This window comes from Rubritalea sp. (assembly GCF_051252225.1).
Classification (GTDB): domain Bacteria; phylum Verrucomicrobiota; class Verrucomicrobiia; order Verrucomicrobiales; family Akkermansiaceae; genus Rubritalea.
On the sequence record NZ_JBPOGE010000024.1, the window covers coordinates 1 to 26,636 of the forward strand.

Annotated in this window: 24 protein-coding genes and 1 tRNA gene; 15 read left to right on the forward strand and 10 right to left on the reverse strand. The window is 47.4% G+C overall.

From position 1 onward, the window contains the following. Together ACSHX2_RS14485 and ACSHX2_RS14490 are read left to right on the forward strand one after the other, a co-directional pair. On the forward strand, nucleotides 1-183 hold a 183-nt coding region (locus tag ACSHX2_RS14485), incomplete at its 5' end, for a hypothetical protein (RefSeq protein WP_435693671.1). 18 nt (nucleotides 184-201) lie between these two features. Beyond that, complete coding sequence (locus ACSHX2_RS14490; RefSeq protein ID WP_435693672.1) at nucleotides 202-1,404, forward strand: rhomboid family intramembrane serine protease; 1,203 nt, start codon at nucleotides 202-204, stop codon at nucleotides 1,402-1,404. Here ACSHX2_RS14490 and ACSHX2_RS14495 read toward each other — a convergent pair. After that, complete coding sequence (locus ACSHX2_RS14495) at nucleotides 1,393-2,244, reverse strand: alpha/beta fold hydrolase (protein ID WP_435693673.1); 852 nt, start codon at nucleotides 2,242-2,244, stop codon at nucleotides 1,393-1,395. The two genes, ACSHX2_RS14490 and ACSHX2_RS14495, sit on opposite strands and share 12 nt — an antisense overlap. Further along, nucleotides 2,241-3,059, reverse strand: coding sequence for a transglutaminase-like domain-containing protein (locus ACSHX2_RS14500; protein WP_435693674.1), 819 nt, complete (start codon nucleotides 3,057-3,059; stop codon nucleotides 2,241-2,243). Before ACSHX2_RS14500 ends, ACSHX2_RS14495 begins: the two co-directional genes overlap by 4 nt. 230 nt (nucleotides 3,060-3,289) lie before the next feature. On the opposite strand from ACSHX2_RS14500, the gene ACSHX2_RS14505 reads away from it, so the two are divergent. From ACSHX2_RS14505 to ACSHX2_RS14515, 3 genes are read left to right on the forward strand one after another with little or no spacing between them, the layout of a single operon-like run. Continuing rightward, nucleotides 3,290-6,493, forward strand: a complete 3,204-nt coding sequence (locus tag ACSHX2_RS14505) for a DUF1800 family protein (protein ID WP_435693675.1) — start codon at nucleotides 3,290-3,292, stop codon at nucleotides 6,491-6,493. Nucleotides 6,494-6,519: 26 nt separating this feature from the next. Further along, the gene (locus tag ACSHX2_RS14510; RefSeq protein WP_435693676.1) at nucleotides 6,520-7,917 is read left to right on the forward strand and encodes a DUF1501 domain-containing protein; all 1,398 of its coding nucleotides are present in this window, start codon (nucleotides 6,520-6,522) and stop codon (nucleotides 7,915-7,917) included. A 6-nt stretch (nucleotides 7,918-7,923) separates the two neighbouring features. Beyond that, the gene (locus ACSHX2_RS14515; protein WP_435693677.1) at nucleotides 7,924-8,535 is read left to right on the forward strand and encodes a hypothetical protein; all 612 of its coding nucleotides are present in this window, start codon (nucleotides 7,924-7,926) and stop codon (nucleotides 8,533-8,535) included. Nucleotides 8,536-8,543: 8 nt separating this feature from the next. On the opposite strand, the gene ACSHX2_RS14520 is transcribed toward ACSHX2_RS14515, so the two are convergent. After that, complete coding sequence (locus ACSHX2_RS14520) at nucleotides 8,544-9,314, reverse strand: hypothetical protein (protein WP_435693678.1); 771 nt, start codon at nucleotides 9,312-9,314, stop codon at nucleotides 8,544-8,546. A gap of 206 nt (nucleotides 9,315-9,520) precedes the next feature. Between ACSHX2_RS14520 and ACSHX2_RS14525 the strand changes: the two genes are divergently transcribed. Beyond that, nucleotides 9,521-10,075: a hypothetical protein gene (locus ACSHX2_RS14525; protein WP_435693679.1), complete on the forward strand. Its 555-nt coding sequence runs from the start codon at nucleotides 9,521-9,523 to the stop codon at nucleotides 10,073-10,075. Here ACSHX2_RS14525 and ACSHX2_RS14530 read toward each other — a convergent pair. From ACSHX2_RS14530 to ACSHX2_RS14555, 6 genes are all read right to left on the reverse strand, one after another. Then, the gene (locus ACSHX2_RS14530; RefSeq protein WP_435693680.1) at nucleotides 10,072-12,255 is read right to left on the reverse strand and encodes a hypothetical protein; all 2,184 of its coding nucleotides are present in this window, start codon (nucleotides 12,253-12,255) and stop codon (nucleotides 10,072-10,074) included. The two genes, ACSHX2_RS14525 and ACSHX2_RS14530, sit on opposite strands and share 4 nt — an antisense overlap. Before the next feature lie 35 nt (nucleotides 12,256-12,290). Continuing rightward, entirely contained in the window at nucleotides 12,291-14,258 is a 1,968-nt protein-coding gene (locus ACSHX2_RS14535; protein WP_435693681.1) for a BatA domain-containing protein, read from the reverse strand. A 14-nt stretch (nucleotides 14,259-14,272) separates the two neighbouring features. Beyond that, nucleotides 14,273-15,169 (reverse strand): DUF58 domain-containing protein, encoded by an 897-nt coding sequence (locus ACSHX2_RS14540; protein WP_435693682.1) that lies wholly within the window; start codon nucleotides 15,167-15,169, stop codon nucleotides 14,273-14,275. Nucleotides 15,170-15,184: 15 nt separating this feature from the next. Then, nucleotides 15,185-16,225, reverse strand: a complete 1,041-nt coding sequence (locus ACSHX2_RS14545; protein ID WP_435693683.1) for an AAA family ATPase — start codon at nucleotides 16,223-16,225, stop codon at nucleotides 15,185-15,187. Between the two features lie 88 nt (nucleotides 16,226-16,313). Further along, nucleotides 16,314-17,540 carry a 4-hydroxy-3-methylbut-2-enyl diphosphate reductase gene (locus ACSHX2_RS14550; protein WP_435693684.1) on the reverse strand — a complete coding sequence of 409 codons (1,227 nt, stop codon included), beginning with the start codon at nucleotides 17,538-17,540 and terminating at the stop codon, nucleotides 16,314-16,316. Between the two features lie 46 nt (nucleotides 17,541-17,586). Then, nucleotides 17,587-18,267 carry a YwaF family protein gene (locus ACSHX2_RS14555; protein WP_435693685.1) on the reverse strand — a complete coding sequence of 227 codons (681 nt, stop codon included), beginning with the start codon at nucleotides 18,265-18,267 and terminating at the stop codon, nucleotides 17,587-17,589. Between the two features lie 169 nt (nucleotides 18,268-18,436). Between ACSHX2_RS14555 and ACSHX2_RS14560 the strand changes: the two genes are divergently transcribed. The 6 genes from ACSHX2_RS14560 (at nucleotide 18,437) to murJ (ending at nucleotide 24,426) form a co-directional block, all read left to right on the forward strand. Then, complete coding sequence (locus tag ACSHX2_RS14560) at nucleotides 18,437-19,246, forward strand: hypothetical protein (protein ID WP_435693686.1); 810 nt, start codon at nucleotides 18,437-18,439, stop codon at nucleotides 19,244-19,246. A 115-nt stretch (nucleotides 19,247-19,361) separates the two neighbouring features. Beyond that, nucleotides 19,362-20,192, forward strand: coding sequence for an aminotransferase class IV (locus tag ACSHX2_RS14565; RefSeq protein ID WP_435693687.1), 831 nt, complete (start codon nucleotides 19,362-19,364; stop codon nucleotides 20,190-20,192). Further along, entirely contained in the window at nucleotides 20,183-21,097 is a 915-nt protein-coding gene (gene rnhC, locus ACSHX2_RS14570) for a ribonuclease HIII (RefSeq protein ID WP_435693688.1), read from the forward strand. The genes ACSHX2_RS14565 and rnhC overlap by 10 nt, the downstream gene beginning before the upstream one ends. A gap of 171 nt (nucleotides 21,098-21,268) precedes the next feature. Beyond that, the gene (locus ACSHX2_RS14575) at nucleotides 21,269-21,589 is read left to right on the forward strand and encodes an HU family DNA-binding protein (RefSeq protein WP_377095642.1); all 321 of its coding nucleotides are present in this window, start codon (nucleotides 21,269-21,271) and stop codon (nucleotides 21,587-21,589) included. Nucleotides 21,590-21,822: 233 nt separating this feature from the next. After that, nucleotides 21,823-22,854, forward strand: a complete 1,032-nt coding sequence (locus ACSHX2_RS14580; protein ID WP_435693689.1) for an L-threonylcarbamoyladenylate synthase — start codon at nucleotides 21,823-21,825, stop codon at nucleotides 22,852-22,854. A 24-nt stretch (nucleotides 22,855-22,878) separates the two neighbouring features. Further along, on the forward strand, nucleotides 22,879-24,426 hold the full coding sequence (murJ, locus tag ACSHX2_RS14585; RefSeq protein ID WP_435693690.1) for a murein biosynthesis integral membrane protein MurJ: 1,548 nt from the start codon (nucleotides 22,879-22,881) through the stop codon (nucleotides 24,424-24,426). A gap of 81 nt (nucleotides 24,427-24,507) precedes the next feature. Here the strand turns inward: murJ and ACSHX2_RS14590 are convergent, their stop codons facing one another. Next, nucleotides 24,508-25,062 (reverse strand): HdeD family acid-resistance protein, encoded by a 555-nt coding sequence (locus ACSHX2_RS14590; protein ID WP_435693691.1) that lies wholly within the window; start codon nucleotides 25,060-25,062, stop codon nucleotides 24,508-24,510. 130 nt (nucleotides 25,063-25,192) lie between these two features. Between ACSHX2_RS14590 and ACSHX2_RS14595 the strand changes: the two genes are divergently transcribed. From ACSHX2_RS14595 to ACSHX2_RS14605, 3 genes are all read left to right on the forward strand, one after another. Then, nucleotides 25,193-25,630 (forward strand): hypothetical protein, encoded by a 438-nt coding sequence (locus tag ACSHX2_RS14595; protein WP_435693692.1) that lies wholly within the window; start codon nucleotides 25,193-25,195, stop codon nucleotides 25,628-25,630. A gap of 44 nt (nucleotides 25,631-25,674) precedes the next feature. Continuing rightward, on the forward strand, nucleotides 25,675-26,409 hold the full coding sequence (locus ACSHX2_RS14600; protein WP_435693693.1) for a 3-keto-disaccharide hydrolase: 735 nt from the start codon (nucleotides 25,675-25,677) through the stop codon (nucleotides 26,407-26,409). 150 nt (nucleotides 26,410-26,559) lie between these two features. Further along, nucleotides 26,560-26,635 (forward strand) — tRNA-Thr (locus ACSHX2_RS14605). Nucleotide 26,636: the final 1 nt, after the last annotated feature.

The following is a 26,636-nucleotide window of genomic DNA, read 5'->3' on the forward strand; positions in this document are numbered from 1 at the left end:
GAGGTTGTGGCTGAAGAGGTTGTGGCTGAAGAGGTTGTGGCTGAAGAGGTTGTGGCTGAAGAGGTTGTGGCTGAAGAGGTTGTGGCTGAAGAAGTTGTAGCTGAAGAAGCTGAAGCAGCGCTTGAGGATGCAGTAATTGAAGAAATTGCTATTGATGAGCTTGAAACTGAGTCTAAGCAGTAATTTAATAATTTTTTCTCCGTGTCTACGGAACAACAAGCACCAGTATGGGCGCGACCGGAAGCATTTCTGGGGAAGCCTATCTCTGGTGCTTTTGGTTTTCAGGATACTAAGGGAAGACGCCATAAAGCGGATTCACTTGGTGCTCTGATAAAACTGATTGAGAAGTCTAAGCTTGGGGTTGACTTAGTTTGGTGTCCGGAGTTCGAGCATTTTATTGCTCCTGAGGAGTTAGTCGGTTTAAGAAAGACTTTAGTGAAACGACGAGCCTACTGGGCACGTAATGATATTTCTGACGGTAAGCGGCTGAGTATTTTAATGGGAGTCGCTTTTCTCTGGGCTAGCTATGCAGCTTATACGAACAGCCAAGGAAACTGGAAATATGTAGTCGAGTCTCCTACGGTGGCGATCACTTCAATTATGCTGCTTATCTTTGGTTTGGTGCCTTGGTACGAGGGCTGGAAGGAGTTGCGTAAGCAAAGTAGCCGTGATGCCGCATATTGGAGGAAAGAGGTCGCAGATGCGCGTTTTGATAGTTGGCTCAATGGTCAAACAGCACCGTTTACCTTAGTCTTGTTGGGACTCATGCTGGTAACAGGAGTGAGCCAATGGATAGGTGCCGGATCTATGGATTGGGCGAGTATTGCCGTGGATAAACTAGGGCTTCAAAAACAGACTAGTCCTGCTGGAGCTGATCCTTGGTGGCGGTATTTCACGGCTGCCTTGGTACACGGAAATTTAGTGCATTGGCTGATGAATTTTGCGGCGCTTCGCTATCTAGCTAGACGTGCTGAAGTCCTGGCTCGCTGGCCACAGATGCTCATCGTTTTTGTTGTTTCAGCGTTTGCCGGAGGAATTGCAACCGCTTATTTCTTGTCAGAGACGCCAAGTGTAGGAGCATCAGGTGGAATACTTGGACTCCTTGGCTTCTTGTTAGTTTTCGAGACTCTGCACCGTGAACTTGTGCCAAACTCTGCGCGTAAAAGGCTTATGGCTGGTTTAATACTAGTGGGGGTAATGGGGGTAGTTGGCTTCAGCTTTATTGATAACGCAGCCCACCTAGGCGGGCTAATAGCTGGAATGGTATATGCCGCAATCGTATTTCCTTCGAGCTCTTCGGTTACCAGACCTGAAATTTTGAAACAGGATCGATTGGTGGCTAGTGTGGCTTTGATTATTCTAATGGCTACCGCAGCTTATTGTGCCTTCGCTTTACTGGTTTAGAGCGTTTAGGTCTAACCAAGCTCCAATGACTTGGAAGAGTTCCTCACGACTTGCTTCGGTAAATGTTTCATGCCGCATATCAGGAAAGAGGTGGAATTGTTTGTTTGGGAAATTGAGCTCTTCATAGAAGTTCTCAGCCTCATTAGATGGGCAGACAGCGTCCGCTCCACCTTGGGTGAATAGAAACGGATTCGGGAAGCTTTTTTGTTTGAGGGTCTTGTGGGTAAATTGCTCGATCCTGAGAAGATTGCTCCCCCAGCCAATAGAGACGCGCTGATGTCCAAGTGACATTGGATCTTTTGGCAGTCTTGCTCCATCCTCTAGACGACACATTTCAGGGGTGACTCCTGTGTGAATAGTCGTGCTCGGTGCTATACTTGCTAGTAAGGTTACCATGCGAACATACCAATCAGGGCGGTTTCCACGTGGATGTAATAGAGGTGCATTAACCCAGCAAAACTCAGGAAGAGGAAGGGAGTTATTTACGCTGAGAGCTAAATGACGAAGGGTTAGAAGTCCACCCATTGAGTGACCCGCAATTCCTGTAGGAAGTCCGCTCGTAGCCTTGAGATTACTTTCAATTACAGAATCGATGAAGTGACTAGAGGCAATATGACCACGTTTCCCAGAGCTACGACCATGTCCCTGTAGGTCTGTGACTATACAGCGAATACCTCGGTCTGTGAATGGATGGAGGACACTTTTGTAGCGTTCAGCGTAGTCACCTTGGCCATGCGTGAAAATGCATGCGGAATGCGCTTCTACATCCTTATCTGGGTGCATCACAATTCGATGCAGAGTTTCCTTTCCGATTTGAATGTGGCTAGATTCCGTGATCATATTGAACGGTGCATACGCTCAAAGATCATACGGAATATTTTGGCGTCATCTTCCCGCTTCAGTTTGTTAAAGCTGTGTTCGAGGTTGCGCAAAATACGCATAAGGATGTGGCCGAGTGGAGCTGTCGTAAGAATGGCTTGCTTGGCGTAGTCGGAAATACTTTTGTTGTCCTGTATAATCTCGTCTACGGAGATAAGTCGTCCTTTGTGAAAGCAATCAACTAGCACAGGCTTACCGTCGAGCTGAATACGTGCGAGAAAATGGCCAGGATAGTTACAGCCGGTGATTTCCATGTTAAGTCTACGGCCAATTAGCATGTATAGTAGGGCTAAGCTAATTGGATTACCTAATCCAGTCTCGGAGCACCATGAGAGATCACTGTTATGAGGTGTGTAGTAATCATCTTTATTTCCCATGAAATTTTCAGAGTCAAACATCCAAAGTCGTAGGCTGTCTTCGCTGATATGAGCTTTTTCTTCTACGGCTTCTTCGGCCAACATGTCTAAGAGGTCAGGTAAGGCGGGACGGAGGGTTACACCATCATGCAAAAAGTCAGCAATGAGGCGCAGCATATTCTCGAAGGTTTCCCAATCATCATCTAGAGCAGCTGCACCGCCCTGTGGGATTTGCCATTCATGGAGTAGTGTTTCTCTACGACCAGGTTGGAGCATTTGAGAAAGACGTTTCTGATCGGTAGTAGTCAGGTCAATCGCTAAGGCTGCAATTTCATTGCTGAGGTCTCCGCAAGTTCCAGAGAACTCTTGGCGTAATGCGTCTTGAATTGCTGGTTCTTCATCGTCCAGTAATTGAAGCATATAGGGTAGTTGTTCCTCATTCACCATAGGTAGCGTTATGGTACTGCTAGATATGCTCTTGGTCAATCTACTAGCGTTAAACATACGTAGGAACTTTTTTGTGACTAAATACGCAAATTCAGGGTACGTAATTTAAGCTGTTGAGATATAGCCTTGCAAACCAATCTGAAACGGTTAATAGCTGTTCTAACTTATTTAAAACGTTCCCTCCGGCAAGCAAGACACGAACTATGCACTTCGCCGAGATCTCACTAATTACTTTCCTTACCACCAGTGCTGCATTTGCTGTGCCGTTCGCAGAACTCACTGGTGACTCTGAACCTGCCTTACTTGATCAATATTTATTGCTCAATATCTCTGGTAATATCGGAGAAAACGCTGAAGCCAATAATCTGGGCAACGGCTATTGGACCAGCGCTTCAGCTACGGATCGGACATCGTCGATAGCAACCGTTTATACTTCTATCACCTTCACCGCCACAGGTTTGGGCGCGTCCGATTCGATAGATCTAAGTAGAGTAGATTTTGATTACACTCAGTCTAATCTTAATGGTTCAAGCCCAGTGATGAACGTTTATCTCGATACGGGCGATGGGTACGGAGCGTCAGTTCTTTTAGTAGATGACCAGCCCGCTAATAATAAGGTGACTGGAGCTCACACGATTACTCTTAACCATTCGCTTAAAAATGGTGAATCGATAACCTTTGGTTTTTCTTATGCCGATAGCCATGGCTCGCCAGCACGGACACATGTTATCGATAATTTCAAACTCGAGGGAACCTATGACTTTGACTCCGGGCAAGCTGGTATCGATCTCAACAACAACGGTGTGAGTGACATCTGGGAATACCGTTTCGGAGCCACTGATTTAGTTGAAGACGAAGCTTCCAAAAGCCAAGACTATGACGGCGATGGCTTTAGCAATGTTCAAGAAGCCCTACTCGGAACTAACCCTTTCCAGGCAAGATCACGATTCGAGCTGATCGCCAAGCCTGAAGGAGCATCCGATGTTCAATTAACACTCGCGACTATTTTAGGCAAAGAGTATCAGCTCTATGGTAGTGAGACTCTCATTGATGGAAGCTGGTCGCCGACCGAACTACCCTTTGCAGGGACAGGAGGTCAGGTGGGTTTTCTAGTAGAATCTGATGGCCCTCAGCAGTATTTTTATCAAGCTAGTGTCGAGGATGTTGATGCTGACGGTGACCGTCTCACGCGGTGGGAAGAACTTAGCGTCCAAGGCTTTTCCGATGACGACGGTGAGTCTGCTGCTACTGATGCCGATGACGACTACCTGCAGATGAAGGGGATTGTCCAATCTGCTCTCGAAAGCTCAGTAGGCATCAGTGTCCCACAGACGACTCTCTACGAAGATGAAGTGTCTGGGATTGCTATCACTTTCAGTCGAGAGAGCACGGTGGGTGATGACTTTCTTCAGTTAGAAAGTTCCCAGAGTTATCAAATGATCGATACCACGGAAGTGGCCTCCAATGCCGCGAGCTCTGCTGATTATTGTCTCGTCGATTCCAATGGTGATCCATTAAACGATGGAGTGATTACTTTGGGTGTTGGAGAAACGAGCAAGACAGTTTACGTGCAGCCGATTGAGGATGATTCACTAGAAATTGACGAGCAATTGACTCTGTCTGTCGTTGGTCAGAGCGAGATCAATCTATGGATTTCTGATACTCGTGAGATTTCCTCTGTGGATTATATCGCGCTTTCCAAGGCTGGCCATTTTCTTTCGCAGGCTACCATGGGCGGAACGCCTGTTGAGATTATTGACCTAGCAAAGGAGATTCAAAGTCTAGGCTATCTTGCTGCTTGTGAGGCATGGATTGATGAACAAATGACGTTGCCGCGCGAGAGCACAGTTACTGATGACTGTATGGAGCACCAGGCTATCTATCTACTTGGCGATGAGGATCCGTCGATCAATATCCAGAACTTTGAATTGGTTTGGTGGGGGAAGGTGACTCAAAGCAAAGAACAGCTTCGTCATCGTCTGGCATTCACTCTCAGCCAAATTTTTGTGACATCCTCTTCCTATTGGGCGAATTCTGAACGTAAAAACGTCTGGCAATCGTACACACGTTATTACGATAAGTTGATGGATCACGCTTTCTCCAATCACCGCGAGTTGTTAACCACGATCAGTTACGATCCATTCATGGGAGTTTACTTGTCCTCGGCTCAAAACCGGAAAGCCAACGAAGAGTTGGGCACGTTCCCAGATGAAAACTACGCCCGCGAGGTGATGCAGCTCTTCTCTTGTGGTGTCTACGCCCAAGATCAAAGTGGTAATTACATTCTAGACGATGATGGTAATCGTGTTGAAAACTATGACAATAGTGACATTCCTGAGATGGCTGAGGTTTTTACTGGTCTTAGCTTAACCACCGAGGCTGGAGAGGCAGTTAATTATAATTCGCCTAAATCTAACTATGGAACGCGTTACGAGAATCCTATGATCATGGTAGAAACCTATCACGATACTTCGGAAAAAATTCTGATAGACGGCACCGTGTTGCCAGCCAATTCACCTGGAGATGTGGATATCGCTGCGGCACTTGATAGCTTGGGCTACCACTCTAGTACTGCTCCTCACATTTCCCGTCTTCTTATTAAGCGTCTAACTAGCTCAAATCCTTCGGCTGAATATCTCGCGCGCGTGACTGAAGCTTGGCGTGGAGATGGGCTTTATGGAACCGGCCAAGTGGGAGACTTTGTTGCCGTCTTTAAGGCGATTCTACTCGATGCTGAGGCGCGTGACGCTATCGACTATCAGGTCGACAGTGAAACGGATCTTGTCACTGTCGAGCCTAACCGAGCCATTTCTGGACGCATCAAGGAACCAATTCTCAAGTGGACTCAGTTCTACCGCTTTTCTCAAGCTCTCTCTGGAGAAGAAGACGGACTTATCCGTGCTAAACCGAAAACGAAGAAAGCAGCCAATGATCAGACTGCTGACTTCGGCCAAATCCCGATGCGTGCACAGTCGGTATTCAATTACTACGACTCTGATTATTCGCCTTCAGTTGGCGCACTGGCTGAAGCTGAAATCACCTATAATACTCATCTCACTTCTCCCGAGTCTGAAATTTTATCACCCTACGTGATCAAGCAATTCGAGAGTTTTCATGAGATTGTAGATAAAGACGCTCCCTCGAGCACCTTCAGCTATGGCTCTTCCATTGGCACTGTCGACTTCAGTATTAACTATAGTTATCTCACATACCTATATCAGAAAAACACCACGGTCACTGGCTTCATTGACGACATCAACTTGTGGTTATGTAATGGACAGATCTCCGACACATTGAAGGGAGAGCTCGCTACAATTGCTGATGATAATGGTGGTGCTACTCGCGAAAATTTCTCTAAGGTTCTCTCCATTCTTTTCAACTCTTCAGATTTTAGCGTCTCTTACTAGACCATTACTCATTCTGCTTTTTTGCTATGAAAACTCACACCCATAATACGATGAGCCGTCGTCGCTTCCTTGCTGGTTGCGGAAAGATGACCGGAATCGGAGCCATGTCTTCGATCCTGTCGCTGAAAATGACCAACAAGCTTTTCGCAGCGCGCACTGCTGGCTCGATTACAGATTACAAAGGACTGGTCTGTCTCTTCATGTATGGTGGCAATGATTCCTTCAGCATGCTCGCGCCAGGAGCGGAGGACTACAGCAACTATCTCGATACCCGTGGAATCCTCGGAATTCCACAGGCTGACATGCATCAGATTTTCGATGGGGGACAGGACTATCACCTCAGCAGTAGCCTCGAGGGAGTGAAGGACCTTTTCGATGCGGGCGACCTTAGTCTGGTAGCCAACATCGGTACCTTGATTCAGCCAACCACCTTGGCTGAATATAACTCAGGTTCTGTCAGTCTTCCTTATGGTAGATTTTCTCACAATGATCAGATCGAGCAGTGGCAGACATCTATCTCACTCAGTAAAACTACGCCCTTTGCTGGGACTGGCTGGGCTGGGCGCATGATCGATATTCTTAATGATGCAGCCAACAACAACGCTACTACCAGCGTGAGCCTTTCTCCTTACGGGGCGAATACCAGCCAAATTGGCAAAATCACTTCACCGTTTAATACCTATAAAGGAGTCGATTCACTCGACCTTTACGACACCGATAGTCTCGTGAAGGGGGGAATGGATGCGACCTTGGAAATGCAGTATGCTTCCGTGCTTCACGCCCATCACAACTACATCCGCGAAGACGCTCTCGAGCAAAGTGCTCTCCTAGAATATATCGAAGAGAATACTACGATTGATGCCATTTTTCCTGATAGCAACTTGGGTGATCAGCTGCTCCAAGTAGCCAAGTATATCAAGTCGCAAGGGCCAGAAGCTCTCAATGCCAATCGCCAAACGTTCTTTGTCGGTCAAGGTGGGTTCGATACCCATGGCGGAGGTATAGAAACGCATAACGCCCTCATGGCCACGGTAAATGCAGCCTTGAGTGCGTTCAATGCAGCGATGAAGGAAATCGGCTACCACGACCGAGTCGTTACTTACACAGCCTCTGACTTTGGGCGTACTCTTGTGCCAAATAGTGTGGGTAGTGATCACGGCTGGGGAGGAAATCAGATGGTGATGGGTGGTCCTGTCAATGGTGGTAAAGTATTCGGTAGTTATCCTACAATTCTTACGGACACATCGACGGATGTAGGCCGTGGTAGACAACTTCCAACTACTTCAGTCGACGAGTTTTACGGTTCATTAGCCTATTGGTTCGGGGTGGAGAATAATAGTGAAATGGAATCCGTCGTTCCCAATATTCGTAACTTCTGGACATCGGGTTCAACCGACATTCCTATTACTGGGTTATTCGGTTAGACTCTGATGAAAAAGAAGCTCTGCGTAATTCTGTTGGCACTCGTTTTCGGAGGAGCTGCAACGGTCTGGTATCAATCTCGCCCGACAGAGGAGATGGAACCTGAGACTGCTATTGTAGATACTCCCATTACTTCCATAGCTCCCGATCAACGGAGTGATCGGCAAAAGCTCGCTCGTGCGGAGCAACTTAATGCCGAAGCCAGTCGCACTCTGAGATTTGACCAAGACCCGAGCAAACTGCAAAACAACCCGCTCGATCGCTCCGAGCTTTCTGAAATGGCGCTCCTGCTCGACGATCCTAGTATCGGCGACGGGCAAGCCATGGATGCTGTTTATTCTTTGCTGAGTTCACTACGCAGTACCGCTTACCAAGGCTCTTATCCCATTGGCCTTAATGTGGAAGTGACCAACGCGTTACTCGGTGATAACCCGATTAAAGTAGGTGTGCTGCCGATTGATTCTCCTCGCATCAACGAGAATGGAGAACTGGTCGACAGCCGTGGCACACCTTTTTGGTTTCACAGTCAAAGCTCCGTCGAGCTGACTATCACCTCCGCTGGTCCCGACCGTCTGCTCCACACCGAAGACGATGTGATTTATCCCCCTAATGAGAATTAATCTGGAGCTTAGTAAACTCGGCGGTCGCGAGTAGATTTCTCATCGGAGCGCTGGGGTTTTGAACTGCGGCTTGGGGATTGTTGGGGCTGTTGCCTTTGTTGCGGAGGAGCTGTGACGCGCGATGGCGTGTGAGAGCTTTGTTTTTGTGGTTGTTTCCTCATCTGCTGTGGCGCTTGGGAGGAGCGGGCTTTTTGTTGAGGCTGCTTTTTTAGCTGTTGCTGAATTTGCGACGGCTGTTTTCTTTGGCCAGAGGTTGAGTGCGTTTTGGGCTGTTTAGAGCTGTGGCTGGAACTTGCTTTTTGCTGATGTGAGCTGCGCTGGCTGGAAGGGCGTGTTTGAGTGCGGTTTTGTGGGTTTTTCTTTTGCTGATTCAGTCCATTTTCGCGAGAACGATTGCTAGATTGGGTAGACGATTGTGATGATCGTTGATTTATAGAAACAGGAGTTTGGCGACTGTATTGGGGAAGGTGGGAATGGAGCTGTACTGGACGGCCGCTGCGGTAACCGGATGGATAATGCGGTGAAGAATAGCGGTGGGGCTTCGAGCTGTAGTAGCGTCTGCTGCCGACATTGTAATACTTCCGGAGGGTGTAGTCATAGTAGCTGCGGCAGTAAGGATCGTAACCCCAGCGCGGGTGTGAAGTAGCGATGATGCCTACGCTGGTGGTATAGCTGCCGCCAGAGTTGTAGCTTGCAGCTCCGTAGTAGCCGCCTGGAGCGACACAGGAGGGGAGAAGAGGGCAAGCTGTGAGGGCTGCAAGTAGAAGATAGGTTTTCATGTTAATAATGAGACGGTACGTTATTGCTAAGTATTCACTTATTTTTAATAAATTTAGTGAGGGTCAGGTAGTATAGAGGGTGTGGCTATTTCATGGGAGGAAATAACTCTCAGCAAGGGAGACTGCTAGCGTGCGGATAGTGAAAAAATTGAAGGTCGATTTTGTGAGATAATGTGACTTGAATACAATCTCTCAAAATTAGGATCATGATGCAGTCACCAGTGGAGTCGAAAACGCTCGTTCAGTTAGTTAGTTTAGTAGGAAAAGGTGCGCGTGTGAGTATGGTGCCTTTGCTCGTGCTGATCTGTGTTAGCGCAACTGTGACACTTGCCGCCTGTGCCTATTGTTACTGGGGAATGGAGTGGTCATTTTGGTGGTCACTGAGCCCAGTGTACTTGATGTTCGCTCCTTTTTCTGGTTTGCTTTTCTATTGGTTCTCACTCGATGGGATGAGTCGACTCCCTGAAACATTGTTAGAGTCGAAAGAGATTTTGGCGGTGCTTAAGGAGCGCTATGCGCAACGTAAATTAGGCAAGGAGATTCGTGGTATAGGACCAATTGCGACGACTCGGCGGATGTTGCTGTTAGGTGGCTTGCTCTGGGACTCGCGCGATGTGATAGATGCTGCGTCGAACCTTTACGGGTTGATCGATTTATTTAACCCATTCTTCTGGATTGTGATGCTAACGAGCTGTGTGCTGAGCGTTTTGTTTAGCGTTGGCTACTGTGCGACTGGCCTGGTGCACTTTTTCTTTTTTTAGAAAGTCCCGTTCAGCTTTCTAAGGGTCCAAAAGAGGCCGAGTAAAGTGAGTAGTACAATCATGGTACTTATTTGTGCCCAGAGGGGCAGAGAGTCTTCTAGAGGTTTACGCTTAGGAAGGGCATCTATGACGGCGCTTATTTTAGAGATCTCTTGCGGGTGAATGACAGCCCCTTTCGCAACTCTCGCCATTTCTTCTAATACTTCAGGGCGTGCAGGTTGCCCGACTTTTTCTAGTGAATCACCTTGGGCTGTAATTGTAGTTTCGATAGCGGGAGCATTGGAGTCTCCTGCTATACTTGCCTGTATCTTCCATTCTCCAGCTTGGGTGATACGCATTCTTCCGGTGTAGGACCCCCAAGCCTCTTCTGCTGGGGTTAGCTGGATACGAGAACTATTTCCATCCGGTGCAGTAATATCTATGTTGATCTCACCTTCTTGGAGAGGGGCGCCATTTGGGGCAAATGCGTTCGCATTGAGGGTGACAAAATCACCAGGTTTTGGGCGATCTGGAGCATAATAGAGCCGGAGGCGTTCACCTGCTGCCATGTTACGTTGGTAAGACATCCATCTGGCGACTTGTCCCCAAAATCGATAGTGGTAGAGGTCCTCGACACCACGGCGCCATCGCCAAGCAGAGTCATGGCCTAGATAGAGTACTTTGCCGTTGCCGGCAGTTTGAGTGACCAAGAGTGGTATGCGTCCGTAGCGGTTTCGGCGGTTTGCGTGCGTCGCTAGGACATCGGTTCCGCCCTTCGCTTTTTCGATGGCAGCTGACCAGTAAAAGCCTGGAAGGTTTTCCCAGATCTCTTCGTTTTCCGATGCGTTGTTTCCAAGCATGGTAAGTAAAGAATTACGACCTTGGCTGGTGAGAGAGAGTGGCGAAGCTGTCGATTCACTCACCCCATTAGGTTTATTTTTGTCTAAGAGTACAGGGATGAGGTCACCCAGGGGAGTTCCTTCGAGAGTGCGTTGGTTTCCTTGGGGGCCAGGAATGAAGACGATGCCACTGGCTTGGTTTTCGACCAAGCCTTTGAGTAATTGAGTTTGGTCTAGTGTGAGCTGACCTTTGCCGATGCCTATATCTCCAAGAAAAATGACATCATATTTTTGGATGTCTTCCGGTTTATTTGGAAACTCTTGGATGTAATCTGGTCCGTCACCAGCACCGAGGTCTGGATGCAGCAATAAACAATCGAGATCGACCCCTGGGTCACGGGATAGAGCATTGCGGATGAAGCGGTATTCCCAACGTGGAAGTGAGTCGATGACGAGTACTTTGAGATTCTCTTCTCTTCCTTGAATGGTAAACTCTTGCTGGTTATTTACTTTTACCCGTTCCCCTTCGGCCAGCGGGAAGCTGACGACGAGTTTATTAGCTCCCTGCTTATCGAGTTTCCAGAGTAGGGTGTCGAAGAAATCCTTTTCAGCTGGGATACGGATTTTTTTTGTGACCTCTTTATTTGAGCTCAGGTCACGGATTTTAATAGTCGTAGTGACATCGTGTTTGAGGGAGGAACGGATGGTGTACGGAATTTGGATGTGTTCACCAATGATGCCGTATGTGGGTGCTGTGATGTCGATGAGATCGAGGTCTGGAAGGCGTGATTTACTACCAACAGGAATGACAAAGAGCGGGACTTTCTGAAGCAGCATTTGTTGCGCTGCGCTCACAGGCGGTGAACCGAGGTTCCAGTCACCATCGCTTAGTAAAATGATCGAACGTAAATTATCATGTTGAGACAATAGCTGTTCAATGGGGGTGTTTATGTCGGTGCCGACGAGGGATTCTGATGAGGTGTCATCAGTGGGCTGTGAAAAAGATTGGCTAAATACCCGTGTTTTACCGCCGTTTTCTAGTTCCTTCCAGACTTCAAGTTTCAGTGCTTGGTCAATAAATGTGCGGCGACTCACTATTTCATTGGTCTCATCTAAGAGGGCGTCAGCAGTTGCTCCTGATCCAGAAGCATCCCATAGGATAGCTATTTCTGGTTCATCTTCAGGAATAATGAGAGTTCTCCATTCAGGCTGCCAAAGAAGGGCGACGACAAAGCAGGTAATGAGAAAGCGCAGAAGCTCAATACTTCCTGTACGCTTCGGTCTGACAGAGCGACGAATGGCAATCACACAGAGAATGGCCACCATACACAGAGCCAAAATACCAATGACGAACAAAGGCATGGTGGGTGAAAAATAGAGCTTATGGAGGTGGAAGTTCACGTATTCTGAGTCGTATTTTGTCGTCTAGGAGCTAAGCAAAGGAGTGCCTCAGCAATGATGAAAATGAGCATGAAGACGAGGAAGGCTCGCCATAGTTGCTGGGTGAATCCACTGGCGTTCTTACTTGTTTCTTCAAATAGACTATAATTTGAGTCTTCGAGTATGATGGATAGTTGCTCAGATGACAGTGTGATATCGATGTCTTCTGCCGGTGGGCGGTTCACCGCGATGACGCACTCATTGAACTGATAGACTCCCGCTTCGTAGTCTGAGTTTAGAGGGATAGCGACTGTGGCATTGTCGAGGCGTTTCATGTCAGCGCTATCTAGACTCAACTCAGCTGGGAGGGATCCTAAGATGGCTGCATGGTCTGAGCCGAAGCGCTGATTTCCTAACTGAACGAGGCGCTGCAGGAGCGGGAGAATGACATCTGCATCTCCTAAGTTTGACCAGGTGTAGTCTGGGAGAGTGCTGATGAAATACATAGAGCCTCTTCCATAGAGTTGCCTTGTGAGGAAAGGGGTGTTGTTAGACCAAGTTGCTAGAACTGTGTCTTTTGTGTTTATTTCTTTCTTTTTAATGGCGCGCAGTTTGTCTGCAGAGACTGGTGTGCCATCTTCTCCATTGCGCAGTGGGCCGTCATTGCGGTCCCAGCTATCGATGATGAAGTATTTTTGTTTGTTGGCATTACTGACAAGGCCCCAGCTAGAGCCAAGGAAACTTTGATCAGATGGAGTGCTGGGAGGGAAGAAGGCGATGACGCCGCCTTTTGTAATGAAATCGATTAGGGGTTTTTGAAGGTCTTTTTCAGGCAGCGGTGCTTGCCAGATGACCAGAGAGAGCGAAGCCCAGGGAATGTTTTCAGAGGGGAGGTAGGTTTGAGTTTCTTGGTTTGCATATCCCGGTGGGGCAGATGCTAGAGCTAGGTAGTCACGTGCTTCGCCTGGAGGAGCCACAACAGCGGATCTAATCTGGCGCTGAGATCCATAAGAAAAGAATGTGGTGTTGTCACGTTGGTTGGTATCGGCTGGTAATTGGAGGTAGCCGAAACCTGATTTACCGGTGAGAGAAATGCGTTTGCTGATCTTGGTGTTAGGACTGGATACAGTAATGTTCTCAGTACTCGTTGTTCCATTAAGCGAGAGCGTGAGTGGGAAGTCTTTCGTGGATGAGGTGCCGTGCTGGAGTATTTCAATATCTAGCACGAGGTCACTGTCGATGCGTTGAGCGTTGAGGATTTGAATGCTTAGGTTGTCAGTACTGTCACTATTTTGAGCGAGGACTCTTAGCGAGACTTGGTCAGCTAGGTTATCGAGACCTACTTTTACGTTGTCCCACTTACCACTGTTCGGAAACCAATTATCTTCCTGCATATCTGAGGCTACCCAGATTTCAGTGCGCCCAGTGTCTTTATCTAGGATGTATTGAATTGCTGTATCTAACAGTGTTGGAATATGTGCTGACGTGTCAGATGGAGATGTTTGTGCGATTTTACTTAATGCATTGGGGGCTGCTATAGTGACCGGTATGCCAGTAGCGCTATCGAGGAGGATGAGTTTTGTCCCACCAAGTGCAGCTATCGATTCACTGACCTGCTCAATCACTCGCTGGCGTTTGCTTAAAGTATCTCCTTCAGGATAGAGCTCCATCGATGCGGAGCGATCGAGAATCAGGATGACAGTGTCTAGTTTTCCCGCACCCCAACGCAGTAAGCCATTCGATGAAATAGGGCGAGCAACTGCTAAAATAAGAGCAGCTATCGCGAGGGCTCGGCAGATGAGAATGAGAATATGTTTAAGCTTCTTCTTTCCCCTAGACTCCCGAGTTGCCTGTAAAAGGAAGTCCATGGCCGCCCATTTGATGACTCGATGTCGGCGACGGTTGAGGAGGTGTATGAGCACAGGAATTCCTATGGCTAACAGCCACCAAAAAAAGGCGTTGGAAGTTAGATATGGGAAATTCAAATTTTAATGCTGGCTTAGCGTGCCCCTTTCTTAGGGAGTCGATCTAATAAAAAGGAAGAAAGGACGCTCTCGTAGTTTTCAGTCGTTCTCACAAGGTGGTAGTCAGCATTGGCATCGTGGCAGCGGCGCTTGATGTCAGTGAGAAAGCTTTGAACAATGGCACGATATTCGTCCGCGATAAGAGTTGGTTCGGCCACTATGGTGGAATCATCTTCTAAGTCGACAAAGCGATGAGGTCGCTCGAACTCGAAATCAATTTCCTGTGGGTCCATTAAATGAAACACGACGACATCATGTTTACGGTAGCGTAAGTGCTGCAGGACATCAGAAAATTTCTCAGCATCACAAAATAGGTCAGAAATAATGATGATAAGACCTCGGCGGGGAACTTTTTCAGCGATGGAGTGGAGGCCCTCGATAAGGCCCGTTTCGCCTTTTGGTTGCGTCTCAGAGAGAGTTTTAAAAATGCTCTGAAGGTGTGAGGCTCTACGCCGTGGGGGGATTTCTAAATTAAGTTTGTTAGAGATACAGCTCAAGCCTGCGGCGTCTCCTTGGTTGACCGCGAGATAGGCTATAGAAGCCGCGATTTTTTTCGCATAGTCGATTTTTTTTTCACCCTTACTTTCGAAGCTCATCGACCCGCTGGTGTCGATAATCATGTGAGCTAGTAGGTTGGTGTCGGCTTCAAACTCTTTAATATAGTAGCGATCGGAGCGAGCATATGCTTTCCAGTCGAGCCGTCGAGTGTCGTCACCCTGCACATACTTACGGTACTCGGCAAACTCGACCGAAGACCCTCTGTTAGGTGAGCGGTGCCGTCCAGCCACATTCCCTAACATCGGTTGACGACTTTCCAGAGGAATCGCGCCGAGGCGTCCTAATATTGCTGGATCGAGGAAGGGATATTCCACAGTAGTTATAAGGCGTTATGCTTCGTGCATTTCTTCGACAAGGCGTTCGACGACTTTGTTGGAAGTCATACCTTGGGCTTCAGCTGCAAAATTGGTAAGTACTCGGTGGCCAAGAACGGGTAAAGTGACTGCCTCGATGTCTTCTAAGCGAGCCATGTACGATCCGTGAATAGCTGCGCGAGCTTTAGCTCCTAGTATGAGGTATTGGACTGCACGAGGACCAGCTCCCCAACCGACGTATTCTTTGATCCATTCAGGGCTGGTGTCTAGTGTCGGGCGTGTCTTGCGGACGATGTCTACAGCGTAGTCATAGATGTGATCAGGCACTGGCATGCGGCGCACCAGTTCTTGGTAGGCTATCACCTGTTCACCAGTGAGGACTGTTTTTAGTTTGTCTTTGGCTGCGCCAGTAGTTTCACGGGCAATCCGACGTTCTTCCTCAGCGGAGGGGTAGTCGACATCTATTAAGAACATGAAACGGTCTAGCTGAGCTTCAGGTAAAGGGTAAGTGCCTTCTTGTTCGACTGGGTTCTGTGTAGCTAACACGAAGAAAGGAGGCTCTAGTACATAGGAGTGACCAAGCGCGGTGACTCTGCGTTCCTGCATAGCTTCAAGCATGGCTGCCTGGGTTTTTGCAGGGGCTCGGTTAATCTCATCAGCCAACAATAGGTTGGCGAAAACTGGTCCCTTGATGAATTGGAATTCGCGTTTGCCGCTATCCGTTTCTTGAATGATGTCTGTACCAGTGATGTCAGCTGGCATGAGGTCGGGAGTGAACTGGATGCGGCTGAATGTGAGGTCTAGGGCCTCGGCGACAGAGGAGACTAACAATGTTTTAGCTAGACCCGGAACTCCCATAAGGAGTGCGTGTCCGCGGGCAAAAAGAGCAATAGCGAGCTGTTCGATGACAGTTTCCTGACCAATGATGACTTTTGCTATTTCCTCTTTAAAGCTACGATAGCTTTCTCCGAGTTGGTCAATAGCTGCTACGTCGTCTGGCGGAAGTTGGTAAGTGTCTGGAGATTGGCTAGCTGGCTCGGAGATTTGGGTTTCCATGCGAATTGTTAGGTTTTAGAAAAGTAAAATGCGATGGTCTTAGGGTTTGTACCATCGCATAATTACGAGATCGCGCAATGATCTCTTACTAGATTTTGTCTAGCGTTTCGTTAGAGACCCCACGGAGCTCGAAGATTCGTTTGATAGTGGACTCAATAAGGTTACTAGGGCAGGAGGCTCCAGCAGTAATCCCAACAATGATGTCTTTGTCTAAATCTAGCAGGTTAGTATGCTGGGTGGTGACTTCATGTTTTTGTTCGAGGTCGAAGTGAACGATTTGCTCGAGCGAGTTTAAGCGGTCGGAGTTTTGGATGAAGAAGGTTGGGAGTTCTTCCTGGCCAATCTCAACGAGATGAGTTGTGTTAGAGCTATTATAACCACCTACAACAAGGAGAACATCCATGTGGCCTTTTAGCATTTCAAAGAGGGCGTCTTGGCGCTCCTGAGTCGCCCCACAAATCGTATCAAAAAATTGGAAGTTTTCAGTTTTTCCATCGCGCTCGCTGATCGCTTTGCAGACACGTTTTTGAATTTCTTCAGTTTCACTCTTGAGCATGGTCGTCTGGTTGGCGACACCAACTTTCTGCAGGTGAATTTCAGGGTTGAAACCTGGTGAAACTGCATCACCAAAGCGCTCCATGAGAGCTGCTGAGGAAACTTTCCCATTGAGGTAGTCACAGAGGAAATCGGTGTCTTTTAGAGTAAGAATCACGATGTAATGGCCATCTTTATTATCGCCGAGGGCTCGAGACGCTGTGGCGCGAGTTTCCTCATGGCCAGATTTGCCGTGAATAATAGAAGTGAAACCTTGTTTAGCGTAGCCGCGGACGCGTCGCCAGACCTTCATTACATCGCCACATGTGGTGTCGACGATGGCCGCTCCACGCTCCTCGATCTTGTCAATATAGGATGTGGGCGCACCAAAAGCTGGAACGATAACGACATCGTCTTCGGTGAGTTGGTCGTATTGTTCATTCATTTCCTTCCACGGGAGGGAAACGATGTTCATTTCGTCGAGCTGACGGTTGACTTCTTGGTTATGAATGATTTCTCCGATGAGATAGATATCATTATTCTCAAATACTTTGCGGGCTGCGTAAGCGAGGTCGATAGCGCGCTCAACTCCATAGCAGAAACCAAATTGACGGGCGAGTTTGACGGTTGTGTTCCCTACGGTGAGGGAACCATCATTGGCTCGGATTTTTTCAACGATAGAAGACTCGTAGTGACGCTGAATTTCAGCTTGTACTTTTTCCATGACGTCAGGTCGTCTGACGTTGATGCGCTTGCGTTTCTTAGGCTTTGGATCGCTCATAGTGAATGTTGGGAGACTTTGCGTGATTTTAGATTAGATGCACGCGTTATTTGCGTGATTTTGTGGAAAAAGGGAGATTGAGGAGAGTGAATAGAAGTAAACAGAGGAGCTCAAGTACGAGTATATACCAAGGCCATTCTGGAAATAGGTCGAGCAAGGTTGCTTGTTCAGGCTTGTGATGGAGGTAACCGTAATTAGTCGATTTAAGTAGGAAGTTACAGCTCATAGCGAGGACCATGTAGATCTGGGTGATTCCAAAAACGCGCCACATAGCGTTTTTCTCTGGTTTCCAACCCAAGGCAAGAGGGATGAAAAGGGCGGAAATTACAACGAACCCGTGATTCCAGAAAAAACTGATGAAGCTAGTGCTAGGGAAAGTGGACTGGATATTAGGTGTAAGAAGCCCTTGTAGAGTTCCTGCCAATCCCCAGAAATAGGCAAGCTCACAGAGTCTACTTTTTTGAGTAATGAGAGCAGCTCCGCAGATGAGTGTAGCGAGGTCACACAGGTGAATAGGGATCTTATTTTCTAGCGATAGGGAGCCTCCTGAGAATTTTGTGAGGACGAGATGAAGCGGGAAGCTGATGAGGCAACAAAAAGCTAATGAGATACGTATCGTTCTCTTCGTGTTTTCACATGACCTTCTGTATGAGGTGATAAGCGTGAAAGATAAAGTGATAATGACGCAAAGCGTTGCGATATGAGTGGGGCTAAAGAGCGTGAACATAGATAGAAACGTGCAATGGGGAGTTCTTATGTATCCTGATGGGATTAGAGAAAATAGCTTTACGAGCGCTAGTTAAATTTTCTAATCTAATCCTATCTTCCATAAACCTAAGAACGTGTAAAATACCAAAACTATGTCAAATGATCTATCAGATTCAACAAAAGCACTCATGAGCACAGTGACCGCCGAGCCAAATAACTGGCAGGCGCGTAAGGCTGCAGCTGTGCAATTGTATGAAGAGGGTCATTACCTGGAGGCTGCAGATACTCTCTGGAATGCTCCAGAAATGCCTTCAGTGGATATTGACGTCGCTTTTGCTGTAAAAATAGTCTCACGCGCTCGACCGAATCGCTCGATTCGCTTGCTTTATGAAGTTTTACGTAGAAATGCAGGGAAACCAGAGCAGAATATGGCAATGGCACGTGCCTTTAATATTGTGGGCTTGCCGATGCTAGCTTCACGTTTTTATGGTGCGGCTCTAGCGGTGCGAAATGACTTATTTGATATTGGATTTGAGCAACAAACACTTTGGTTTGATGACTCTGGCAAGCTAATGGAAGCTTGGGGAAATAGTTCTCAAGATATTAAGCCTCCATTCGTTCACGATATTAAATCAATCGCTGGTGAGGATATTAAACTATCTGAGCTGGAACAGCTAGCACCTACTCTCGGCTCCAATACTGCGACCGTAGGGAAAAGTGTTGAAAAGCCAGCAGCTCTTGGGGGGACACCTGTGTTGCGTGCTGCAACTTCTGTAGTGCCTACCAAGCCTTCAATTAAGCCTGCGCAACCACTTTCGAGGCGCCCGACGACTCCGACTCCTATTCGTCCTGCGCAACCGGTGAAACGTCCAGCATCCGCTCCAGTTCCACTGCGTCCTGCTGTCGCTAGTAAGCCACCCACTACGGTCTCAAAGTCTGCAATTCCATCTATGGGAGATAAAGGACCTAAGCCGATGCAGCCAGATGCTGATAGCTAGAAAAACCTAGATCACCTGACACCCGTTTAGAGACAGATAGCACTGTATGTCTACGGGTAGCTAGTATCGTATAAGACTTGTGCTATGTTGATAGATTCTATCTGATAGGTCATCGATGAGTGAGATGCTAAGAGATCCTAATTTTTGCTGGATAGATGGTGAGTTTACACCTTCTAGTTCTACTCTCATCACGAGTATGGATCCAGGTCTCAGTGTTGGCCTCGGAGTGTTTGATAGCCTGGGAGGATACGCTGGGAAACCATTTGAGCTGGAAAAGCACCACAAGCGCTTGAGTCACGATGCCGCTAAGTGCGGACTAGCAGCGCCAGAGTACACTGAGTTACAAGAAGTACTTGTAGAGCTGATGCGACTGAATGGATTCTCTGATGATCGCTGCCGTCTCAGGGTGAGCATATACGCTCTCGCTGATGGGGTGCAGACTGTCGTGGTAAATGCAACTATGGTGCCTACGAGGAGTGTGCTTTCAAGGGTAGTGATTTCTCCATACAAGGTGAATGAATTTAGCCCGCTTGCGGGGGTGAAGTCGACTTCGTATGCTGGGAATAGTTTGGCATTGAGGGAGGCTACGAAAGAGGGGGCAGACGAAGCTATTATGTTAAATACTCGTGACCATCTCTGTGAGGGGACCACCTCGAACCTGTTTTTATTAAAAAATGGTGAACTCTACACACCTCCATTAAGCTCAGGCTGCTTGCCAGGTGTCACTCGAGGAACAGTGCTAGAAATAGCGAATGAGCTGGGAGTGATTTATCACACTGGTGATTTGACGCTTGATGACATTTACCAATGTGAAGAAGCGTTTTTAACTAGTTCACTGCGAGAAATACAATCTATCGAGCAGTTGAATGGTAACGTATTGCCGGTAGTGGATGGCGAGATAGTACAGAGTTTAAGAGAGGTCTACCAGGGAAGAGCATGGCAGTAAATAGTTACACAGCAGGTATCAAGGAGAGTGATGTGCAAAAGCTTCGAAGTATCCTTGAGGAGCGAGGCTTTGAATTTAAAGAGAAGCAGTATGCTCATTTTGGTGCGAAGAAGGGAAAGCTGAATGTCACAGTCTATGAAAAAGGACCAAAGGTTTTGGTTCAAGGGAAGGAGACAGAAGATTTCGTCCAGTTCATTTTAGAGCCAGAGATTTTAGGTGAAGCCCGTCTAGGGAATGAAGAGGTTCTTATGCCTGAAATGTTTGAACCGCATTTTGGAATCGATGAAAGCGGTAAGGGTGACTTTTTTGGCCCGTTAGTGATAGCAGGAGCCTACGTGAATAAGGATATCGCACGTAGCTTGATTGATAATGGGGTGATGGACTCGAAGCGGATTTCTAGCGATAAGAAGATTGCGAAATTAGCTGAGTTAATTCGGAAAACCCCGAATATAGCGTGGGAGGTCATTGTACTGCGCCCAGAGAAATATAACGAACTCTATACGAAATTTGGAAATCTGAATCGGCTTCTAGCGTGGGGACACGCTGCTGTGATTCGCAGTCTCGCAGAGAAAGTCCCTAGTTGTCCTAGAGCATTGAGCGATCAGTTCGCTAGGGAGGAACTGCTGCAGCGCGCGCTCAAGCAGCAAGGTGAAAGCGTGGGACATGTGGAATTAGAGCAACGCACCAAAGGGGAAAGTGATGTGGCGGTGGCAGCAGCTTCGATTCTTGCGCGTGAAGCGTTTGTCGATTGGGTAAACCGAGCGAGTGAAAAGGGCGGTGTAAAAATGCCTTTGGGAGCTGGGCCTCATGTTCTTGAAAGTGCTCGAGAGATTGTTAAAAGGTACGATCGCGAAATTTTAGAGAAAGTTACGAAGGTTCATTTTAAAACGACTCAGCAGATCTAGCGCGTTCATTGGATAATTTCGGCTATAAATTGTTCGAAATGCCAGCAATCCCTTCTGGAGGAAAAAAAGTTCCAGTTTATTGCATTTTTTACGCGACAAAAGTGTCATCTTGTGGTCTCCATCTGCCCGCAGCAATTGAGTTGCGAATTTTCATATAATACACATCTAAAAATGGTTACAATTACTAAGCGCGATCTTGTCATTAAGCTGAGCAATGAAACTGGCCTCACTCAGCAGGACGTTTTCAACGTTGTTCAAGGTACTCTGGACTCCATCACCGAAGAGCTTGCAAAAGGCAATTCAGTGGTAATGCGTAACTTCGGTGCCTTTCAGGTACGTGAAGTAAAAGGTAAGATCGGACGCAATCCTAAAGACCCATCCAAGGATGTGCCAATCCCACCACGCGCAGTGGTTAAGTTTAAGCCTGGTAAGGAAATGAAAGAGAAGGTTGCTCGCATCCTTCCTTCCCTCCAGCAAGAAGACGTCTCCTAGACTCTTTTAATATCCCCCTTTAAAAAACGCAGCTTCTTCTCCGAGGCTGCGTTTTTTTATTTCAAGCAATGCCGTGCTAAGGCCGGTGTAAAAGCTTTGAACTCTTGAAACCTATGGATTGTATTCTTTAGTGTGGGTTTTGTGGCGAGGACTGATTACTTTAACAGTGCCCGTGTGAACAAATAAGAGTGTTCAAAGTCGTGCGCATGCGCTAGGCAAAGGCTGTGAGCGAAATGGAAACAGAAATTCTTTATGCAGACCCAGAGGGCTTCGATGAAGCCGTGGGAGTAGCAGTTCAGAAACTTAATGAGGGTGAAGTTGTGGCTTTACCTACAGAGACAGTTTATGGACTTGGTGCCAACGCGTTAGACGAAAATGCGGTAGCAAAAGTTTTTGAGGTGAAGGAACGTCCGTCGTTTGATCCTTTAATTATTCACATCGCAACTCGTGAGCAGATTTATGAAGTCTGTGATATTTCACCTGAACTGGATGTTGTAGTGCAGCAGTTGATGGAGGCGTTTTGGCCAGGGCCCTTCACGATGGTTTTACCTAAGAAGGATATTATCCCTGACATAGTGACGAGTGGTCAGGCTACCGTTGCTGTACGCATGAGTGAGCACCCTGTAATGCGCGCTATTTGTAAGGAACTAGGTAAGCCAATTGCGGCGCCTAGTGCGAATCGTTTTGGCCGTATTTCTCCGACTTCAGCTCATGCTGTGGAGAAAGAGTTAGGTGGTCGCATTCCTTTGATTATCGATGGTGGCGCGTGTAATGCAGGACTAGAGAGTACGATTGTTCGTGTTGAACTGGGTGAGAAGCGACCTGAGCTCCACCTTCTTCGTTCAGGTCCAGTGGTGAAGGAAGAGATGCAGAAGATAGGTAAAGTAATTCGTCCGAAGAAGCCTCGCAATGTTGAGGAAGCTCCAGGGCAGTTAGATAGCCATTATGCTCCTGCTACACCGCTTTATATTTTTGAAAAACCTGAGGACTTTGTGCCAGATCCAGCATTAAGCTATGGCTTACTTTCCTACAGGGGGGCTGAAAAAGATGGTTACATCGAGCTTCATGATTGGGCTGTAATAGAAGAGTTATCTCCAGGAAAAGGTAAATTGCCAGAAGCTGCAGTACGCTTGTTCTTCGCTCTTCGTCAGCTCGATGAAAGTGGCGTGGATGTAATCGTGGCAGAGACGGTGGCTGAAACTGCGATCGGAGTAGCGATCAATGACCGCCTTCGCCGTGCTAGCACCAAGATTCCTAGTGTGTAAGGATTCATTTCTAACTACATAGCGATGTTAAAATCCCTCATGACTGTTAGCGGCTTCACTTTGTTGAGCCGTATTACAGGATTTGCGCGCGATATGCTGACCAGCTACTATTTTGGAGCTGGAGCATTAGGGGATGTGTGGGTTGCTGCATTTCGTTTCCCGAACCTTTTTCGAAGAGTTCTTGGTGAAGGCGCATTTAACTCTGCTTTTGTACCACTCTATAGTGGTAAGTTAGCGGAGGAGGGAAATGAAGCAGCCTATAGTTTTTCGAGTAGGGTTCTCATTTTACTGAGTATCCTACTCTCGGTGATTTGTGTGGTGAGCTACATTTTTATGGAGCCCATTACCCGTGCGCTCACTACAGGATTTGATCCTGAGAAATTGGAGATTGCTGTGAATCTATCTAAGATCACGGTCAGCTACCTGTTCTTTATTTGTTTGGTAGCGGCCTTGAGTGGAGTGTTAAATAGTCATAAGAAATTTGCGGCACCCGCATTTTCGTATGTTTCACTGAATCTCGTTTTTCTGGTTGGTTTAGTGGGAGTGATTCCTTTCGTCGATAACCCTGTTGAGGTGTTAGCGTGGTGTCTCCCTATTGGAGGTTTGGTGCAGTTAATCATTGTGATCATTTCTGCTTGGCGCACAGGGATTCGCTTTAAGATGCAAATGCCGCGGTTCGACTCCGATACGGTAAAGCTCGGTTTGCTTATGGGGCCGGGATTAGTCAGCGCTGGGATTCAGCAGCTGAATTTACTTGTAGGACAATGGGTAGCTTCGTTCCAAGACGGTGGAATGAGTGCGATATTTTATTCTGATAGGATTAACCAACTCCCACTTGGTTTGATTGGGATCGCATTTGGGGTGGTGCTCTTACCTGAAATTACCCAGAAATTACGTAATAAGGAGACAGCTGCTGCTCAGCGAAGTCTTCAAACAGGGATGACTATGGCTATGCTTATAGCACTTCCAGCTATGGTTGGGATGATGGTGCTATCTGAGCAGATTATTTTCGGTATTTTTAAGGGAGGTGAGTTTACAGCAGCACAAGCTAAGGTGGCTGGATATGCTCTACTTGCCTTTGCTATTGGATCTCCAGCCTACGTGATGAGTAAGGTGCTTCAACCTGCTTATTTTGCTAGAGAGGATACAAAAACGCCCATGAAGTTCACGCTGATATCAGCTGTAGTGAATAGTATACTTTGTGGAGTCGCATTCTGGGTTATTGGAATTGAGGGTAATCTGGCTCTAGGTTGTGCTCTCGCAACTTCCGTCGCGGGATGGGTCAACGTAGGACTCCTATTGGCTGGTTTACGTAAATCTGGATTCTTGACCCTAAATACTGAATTTTGGAAACGCTTGGCTATGATGCTCGTTGCTTCAATCGTGATGGGTGGAATCGTATGGGTCGGAGCCTATTTTCTCGATGACATTCTCTTTAGCGACAGTCGTTTATTGCGCTTGCCAGTGCTGTTAGCAATAGGCGGGGTTGGGGTCATAGCTTATTTCATTTTAGCGCACCTTACCAAGGCGATGACTTTTGGTGAGTTGAAGGCAGGATTTAAAAGGTCCTAGTACTTCGACGCTGAAACAACTCATAAAAAAGCCCGCTAGGAATTCCTAACGGGCTTTTCTGTTTTTAAATGATGGAGAACATTACACGTCGATCGTCTTAGGAAGAGTCTTTGCTCTAGAGCGAAGTTTGAGTGATAGAATGATTAATACCGAGCCCGCGATTAGGGAGAATGCTGCCACAAGTTGAACGATGATTTTCGCAACTGCGATTGGGTCCTTTAAGCACCAGGCTCCGAAAAGGAGAGAGAGAACACCACCTGCAATAAAGAGGAAGCTTTTGGCTGAGAGGCCACCAATGAGTTCAACGACACCTTTAAAGATGCAGAGCCATCCGAGGAAGATGATGAAGAACTCAGTCACGTAGCCAGGGTTGGCGATACAGATAGCACCGGCGGCGATACTGACGACACCAGAAAGGATGAGCCACCAGCGGGGAGCTGAGGCACCTCCCTTGAAGGAGGCAATAAGTGAGAAAATGCCATCGAGTAGGACATAGACAGCCCAATAAATAACGAGGAGGGCAATGGTCATTCCTGGCATTGTGAAAGCGATGAGAGCAAAAATAACAGCTGCGAGACCGCGAAGAAAAAGCAGCCACCACGCTTTAGAGATGAGATCAAGTATTGGAGAATTCATAGTTTTAATATGTTGTTAGAGCTTAAGCATGGGGGCGGGGTGGGTGTTTGGCAAGGGACATGCATGATATCCTTGGGTATAATTTGAGCTATTGCTTGCTTAATGTCCGATTGAGAACTAGCTAGCGACTATGACTCAGGAACAAATGGGGATCGTTATTGGAGGACTGTTACCAGCCCTCTTTTTTGGCGTGGCAGGTGTTTGCCAAAAATGGAGTAATCAACACGGAATTTCAACGGGAGCTTACCTTGTGAGTATCGGGGTCGGAGTTGTGCTCGTGGGCGCTGTTCTATGGGCTATAAATACCGATCAGAAATTTAGTTCTGCCGCTATTGTTCCAGCTGTCGGTATGGGGATTGCCTGGGGGATCGGGGTGGTACTTGTCGCTATTGGAATTAGCAAATATGGGGCACCCATTTCCCAGCTGGCGCCACTGTATAACATGAATACTTTGGTGACCGTCGTGATTGCTCTCGTTGTTTTTTCCGAATGGAAGGATGTGAACCTCGTCAAACTGACTATAGGTGCGCTATTCATCATTCTTGGTGGGGTATTAGTCTCATCTTAGTTTTACGGATTGAGCTGCTAGTTGAAATTGGCTACAGCCTATGAATGCGAAGCATTCTCATTCCTATTTTATTAGCACCTCTATTAACAGCTGCTGAAAAGCCCCAGACACCTAAGCAGCCATGGAGTGAATACCGTGTGCACGATGTCTCACGGCCGCATCCAGAAAAAGTGACAGGAGGCGCATGTGTGACCACCCCAGCTCCGAGTGATGCGGTAGTTCTATTCGACGGTTCCGGAACTGATGCGCTGACTGTTGATTGGCCAATACAGGATGGTTCACTTGTGGCGAATGGGAAGGATACACGTAGCAAGGAAGAGTTCGCGAGTTGTCAGGTTCATCTCGAATGGCGTATTCCTGCTGGTCGTAAAGTAAAAGATCAAGTGGGTGGAAATAGCGGTGTATTCTTGATGGATCGCTATGAAGTCCAGGTGCAAGAGAGCCACACCAATGTGACCTATGCTGATGGACAAGCGGCTGCACTCTATGGACAAACCCCGCCTCTATTGAATGCCTCATTGCCTCAAGGAGAATGGCAGAGCTACGACATCATTTTTACAGCTCCTGTCTATGGAGATAAGGGGATGGAGGAGCCTGCACGGGTTACGGTGATCCACAATGGTGTGGTAGTGCAGGATAATACTGAAATTTACGGGGGCACGGTATTTCGCCGCATAGCGAAGTATTCGGCGAAACATCCAGAGAAAGCACCGCTTCGCCTACAATGGCACAAAGACCCAATTGAATATAGAAACATCTGGGTGCGTCCATTGGACTAAGTGTTGATTTTCAGAAGGCTGTGGAGCCTGAGAATAGCGACGAAATTTAGCGCCAAAGAAAAGGTGTTATTTCGATAAAAAAGAGCTTGCGCCAAATGGCAAAATAAACATACTCCGCCCGCAGCCGAAAGGCAGCACGAAAATAGAGAGGCCGCTTTAGCTCAGTTGGTAGAGCAGTTGATTTGTAATCATCAGGTCGTCAGTTCGAGTCTGACAAGCGGCTCCAT

Bases quoted from the DNA above. Each gene is read 5' to 3' on its own strand.
- ACSHX2_RS14495 (WP_435693673.1), bottom strand. From the start codon at position 2,244: ATGATCACGGAATCTAGCCACATTCAAATCGGAAAGGAAACTCTGCAT.
- ACSHX2_RS14590 (WP_435693691.1), bottom strand. From the start codon at position 25,062: ATGAATTCTCCAATACTTGATCTCATCTCTAAAGCGTGGTGGCTGCTT.
- ACSHX2_RS14500 (WP_435693674.1), bottom strand. From the start codon at position 3,059: ATGCTTCAATTACTGGACGATGAAGAACCAGCAATTCAAGACGCATTA.
- ACSHX2_RS14520 (WP_435693678.1), bottom strand. From the start codon at position 9,314: ATGAAAACCTATCTTCTACTTGCAGCCCTCACAGCTTGCCCTCTTCTC.
- ACSHX2_RS14565 (WP_435693687.1), top strand. From the start codon at position 19,362: ATGAGTGAGATGCTAAGAGATCCTAATTTTTGCTGGATAGATGGTGAG.
- ACSHX2_RS14545 (WP_435693683.1), bottom strand. From the start codon at position 16,225: ATGGAAACCCAAATCTCCGAGCCAGCTAGCCAATCTCCAGACACTTAC.
- ACSHX2_RS14580 (WP_435693689.1), top strand. From the start codon at position 21,823: ATGGAAACAGAAATTCTTTATGCAGACCCAGAGGGCTTCGATGAAGCC.
- ACSHX2_RS14550 (WP_435693684.1), bottom strand. From the start codon at position 17,540: ATGAGCGATCCAAAGCCTAAGAAACGCAAGCGCATCAACGTCAGACGA.
- ACSHX2_RS14555 (WP_435693685.1), bottom strand. From the start codon at position 18,267: ATGTTCACGCTCTTTAGCCCCACTCATATCGCAACGCTTTGCGTCATT.
- ACSHX2_RS14515 (WP_435693677.1), top strand. From the start codon at position 7,924: ATGAAAAAGAAGCTCTGCGTAATTCTGTTGGCACTCGTTTTCGGAGGA.
- ACSHX2_RS14525 (WP_435693679.1), top strand. From the start codon at position 9,521: ATGATGCAGTCACCAGTGGAGTCGAAAACGCTCGTTCAGTTAGTTAGT.
- rnhC (WP_435693688.1), top strand. From the start codon at position 20,183: ATGGCAGTAAATAGTTACACAGCAGGTATCAAGGAGAGTGATGTGCAA.
- ACSHX2_RS14560 (WP_435693686.1), top strand. From the start codon at position 18,437: ATGAGCACAGTGACCGCCGAGCCAAATAACTGGCAGGCGCGTAAGGCT.
- murJ (WP_435693690.1), top strand. From the start codon at position 22,879: ATGTTAAAATCCCTCATGACTGTTAGCGGCTTCACTTTGTTGAGCCGT.
- ACSHX2_RS14505 (WP_435693675.1), top strand. From the start codon at position 3,290: ATGCACTTCGCCGAGATCTCACTAATTACTTTCCTTACCACCAGTGCT.
- ACSHX2_RS14530 (WP_435693680.1), bottom strand. From the start codon at position 12,255: ATGCCTTTGTTCGTCATTGGTATTTTGGCTCTGTGTATGGTGGCCATT.
- ACSHX2_RS14600 (WP_435693693.1), top strand. From the start codon at position 25,675: ATGCGAAGCATTCTCATTCCTATTTTATTAGCACCTCTATTAACAGCT.
- ACSHX2_RS14595 (WP_435693692.1), top strand. From the start codon at position 25,193: ATGACTCAGGAACAAATGGGGATCGTTATTGGAGGACTGTTACCAGCC.
- ACSHX2_RS14510 (WP_435693676.1), top strand. From the start codon at position 6,520: ATGAAAACTCACACCCATAATACGATGAGCCGTCGTCGCTTCCTTGCT.
- ACSHX2_RS14575 (WP_377095642.1), top strand. From the start codon at position 21,269: ATGGTTACAATTACTAAGCGCGATCTTGTCATTAAGCTGAGCAATGAA.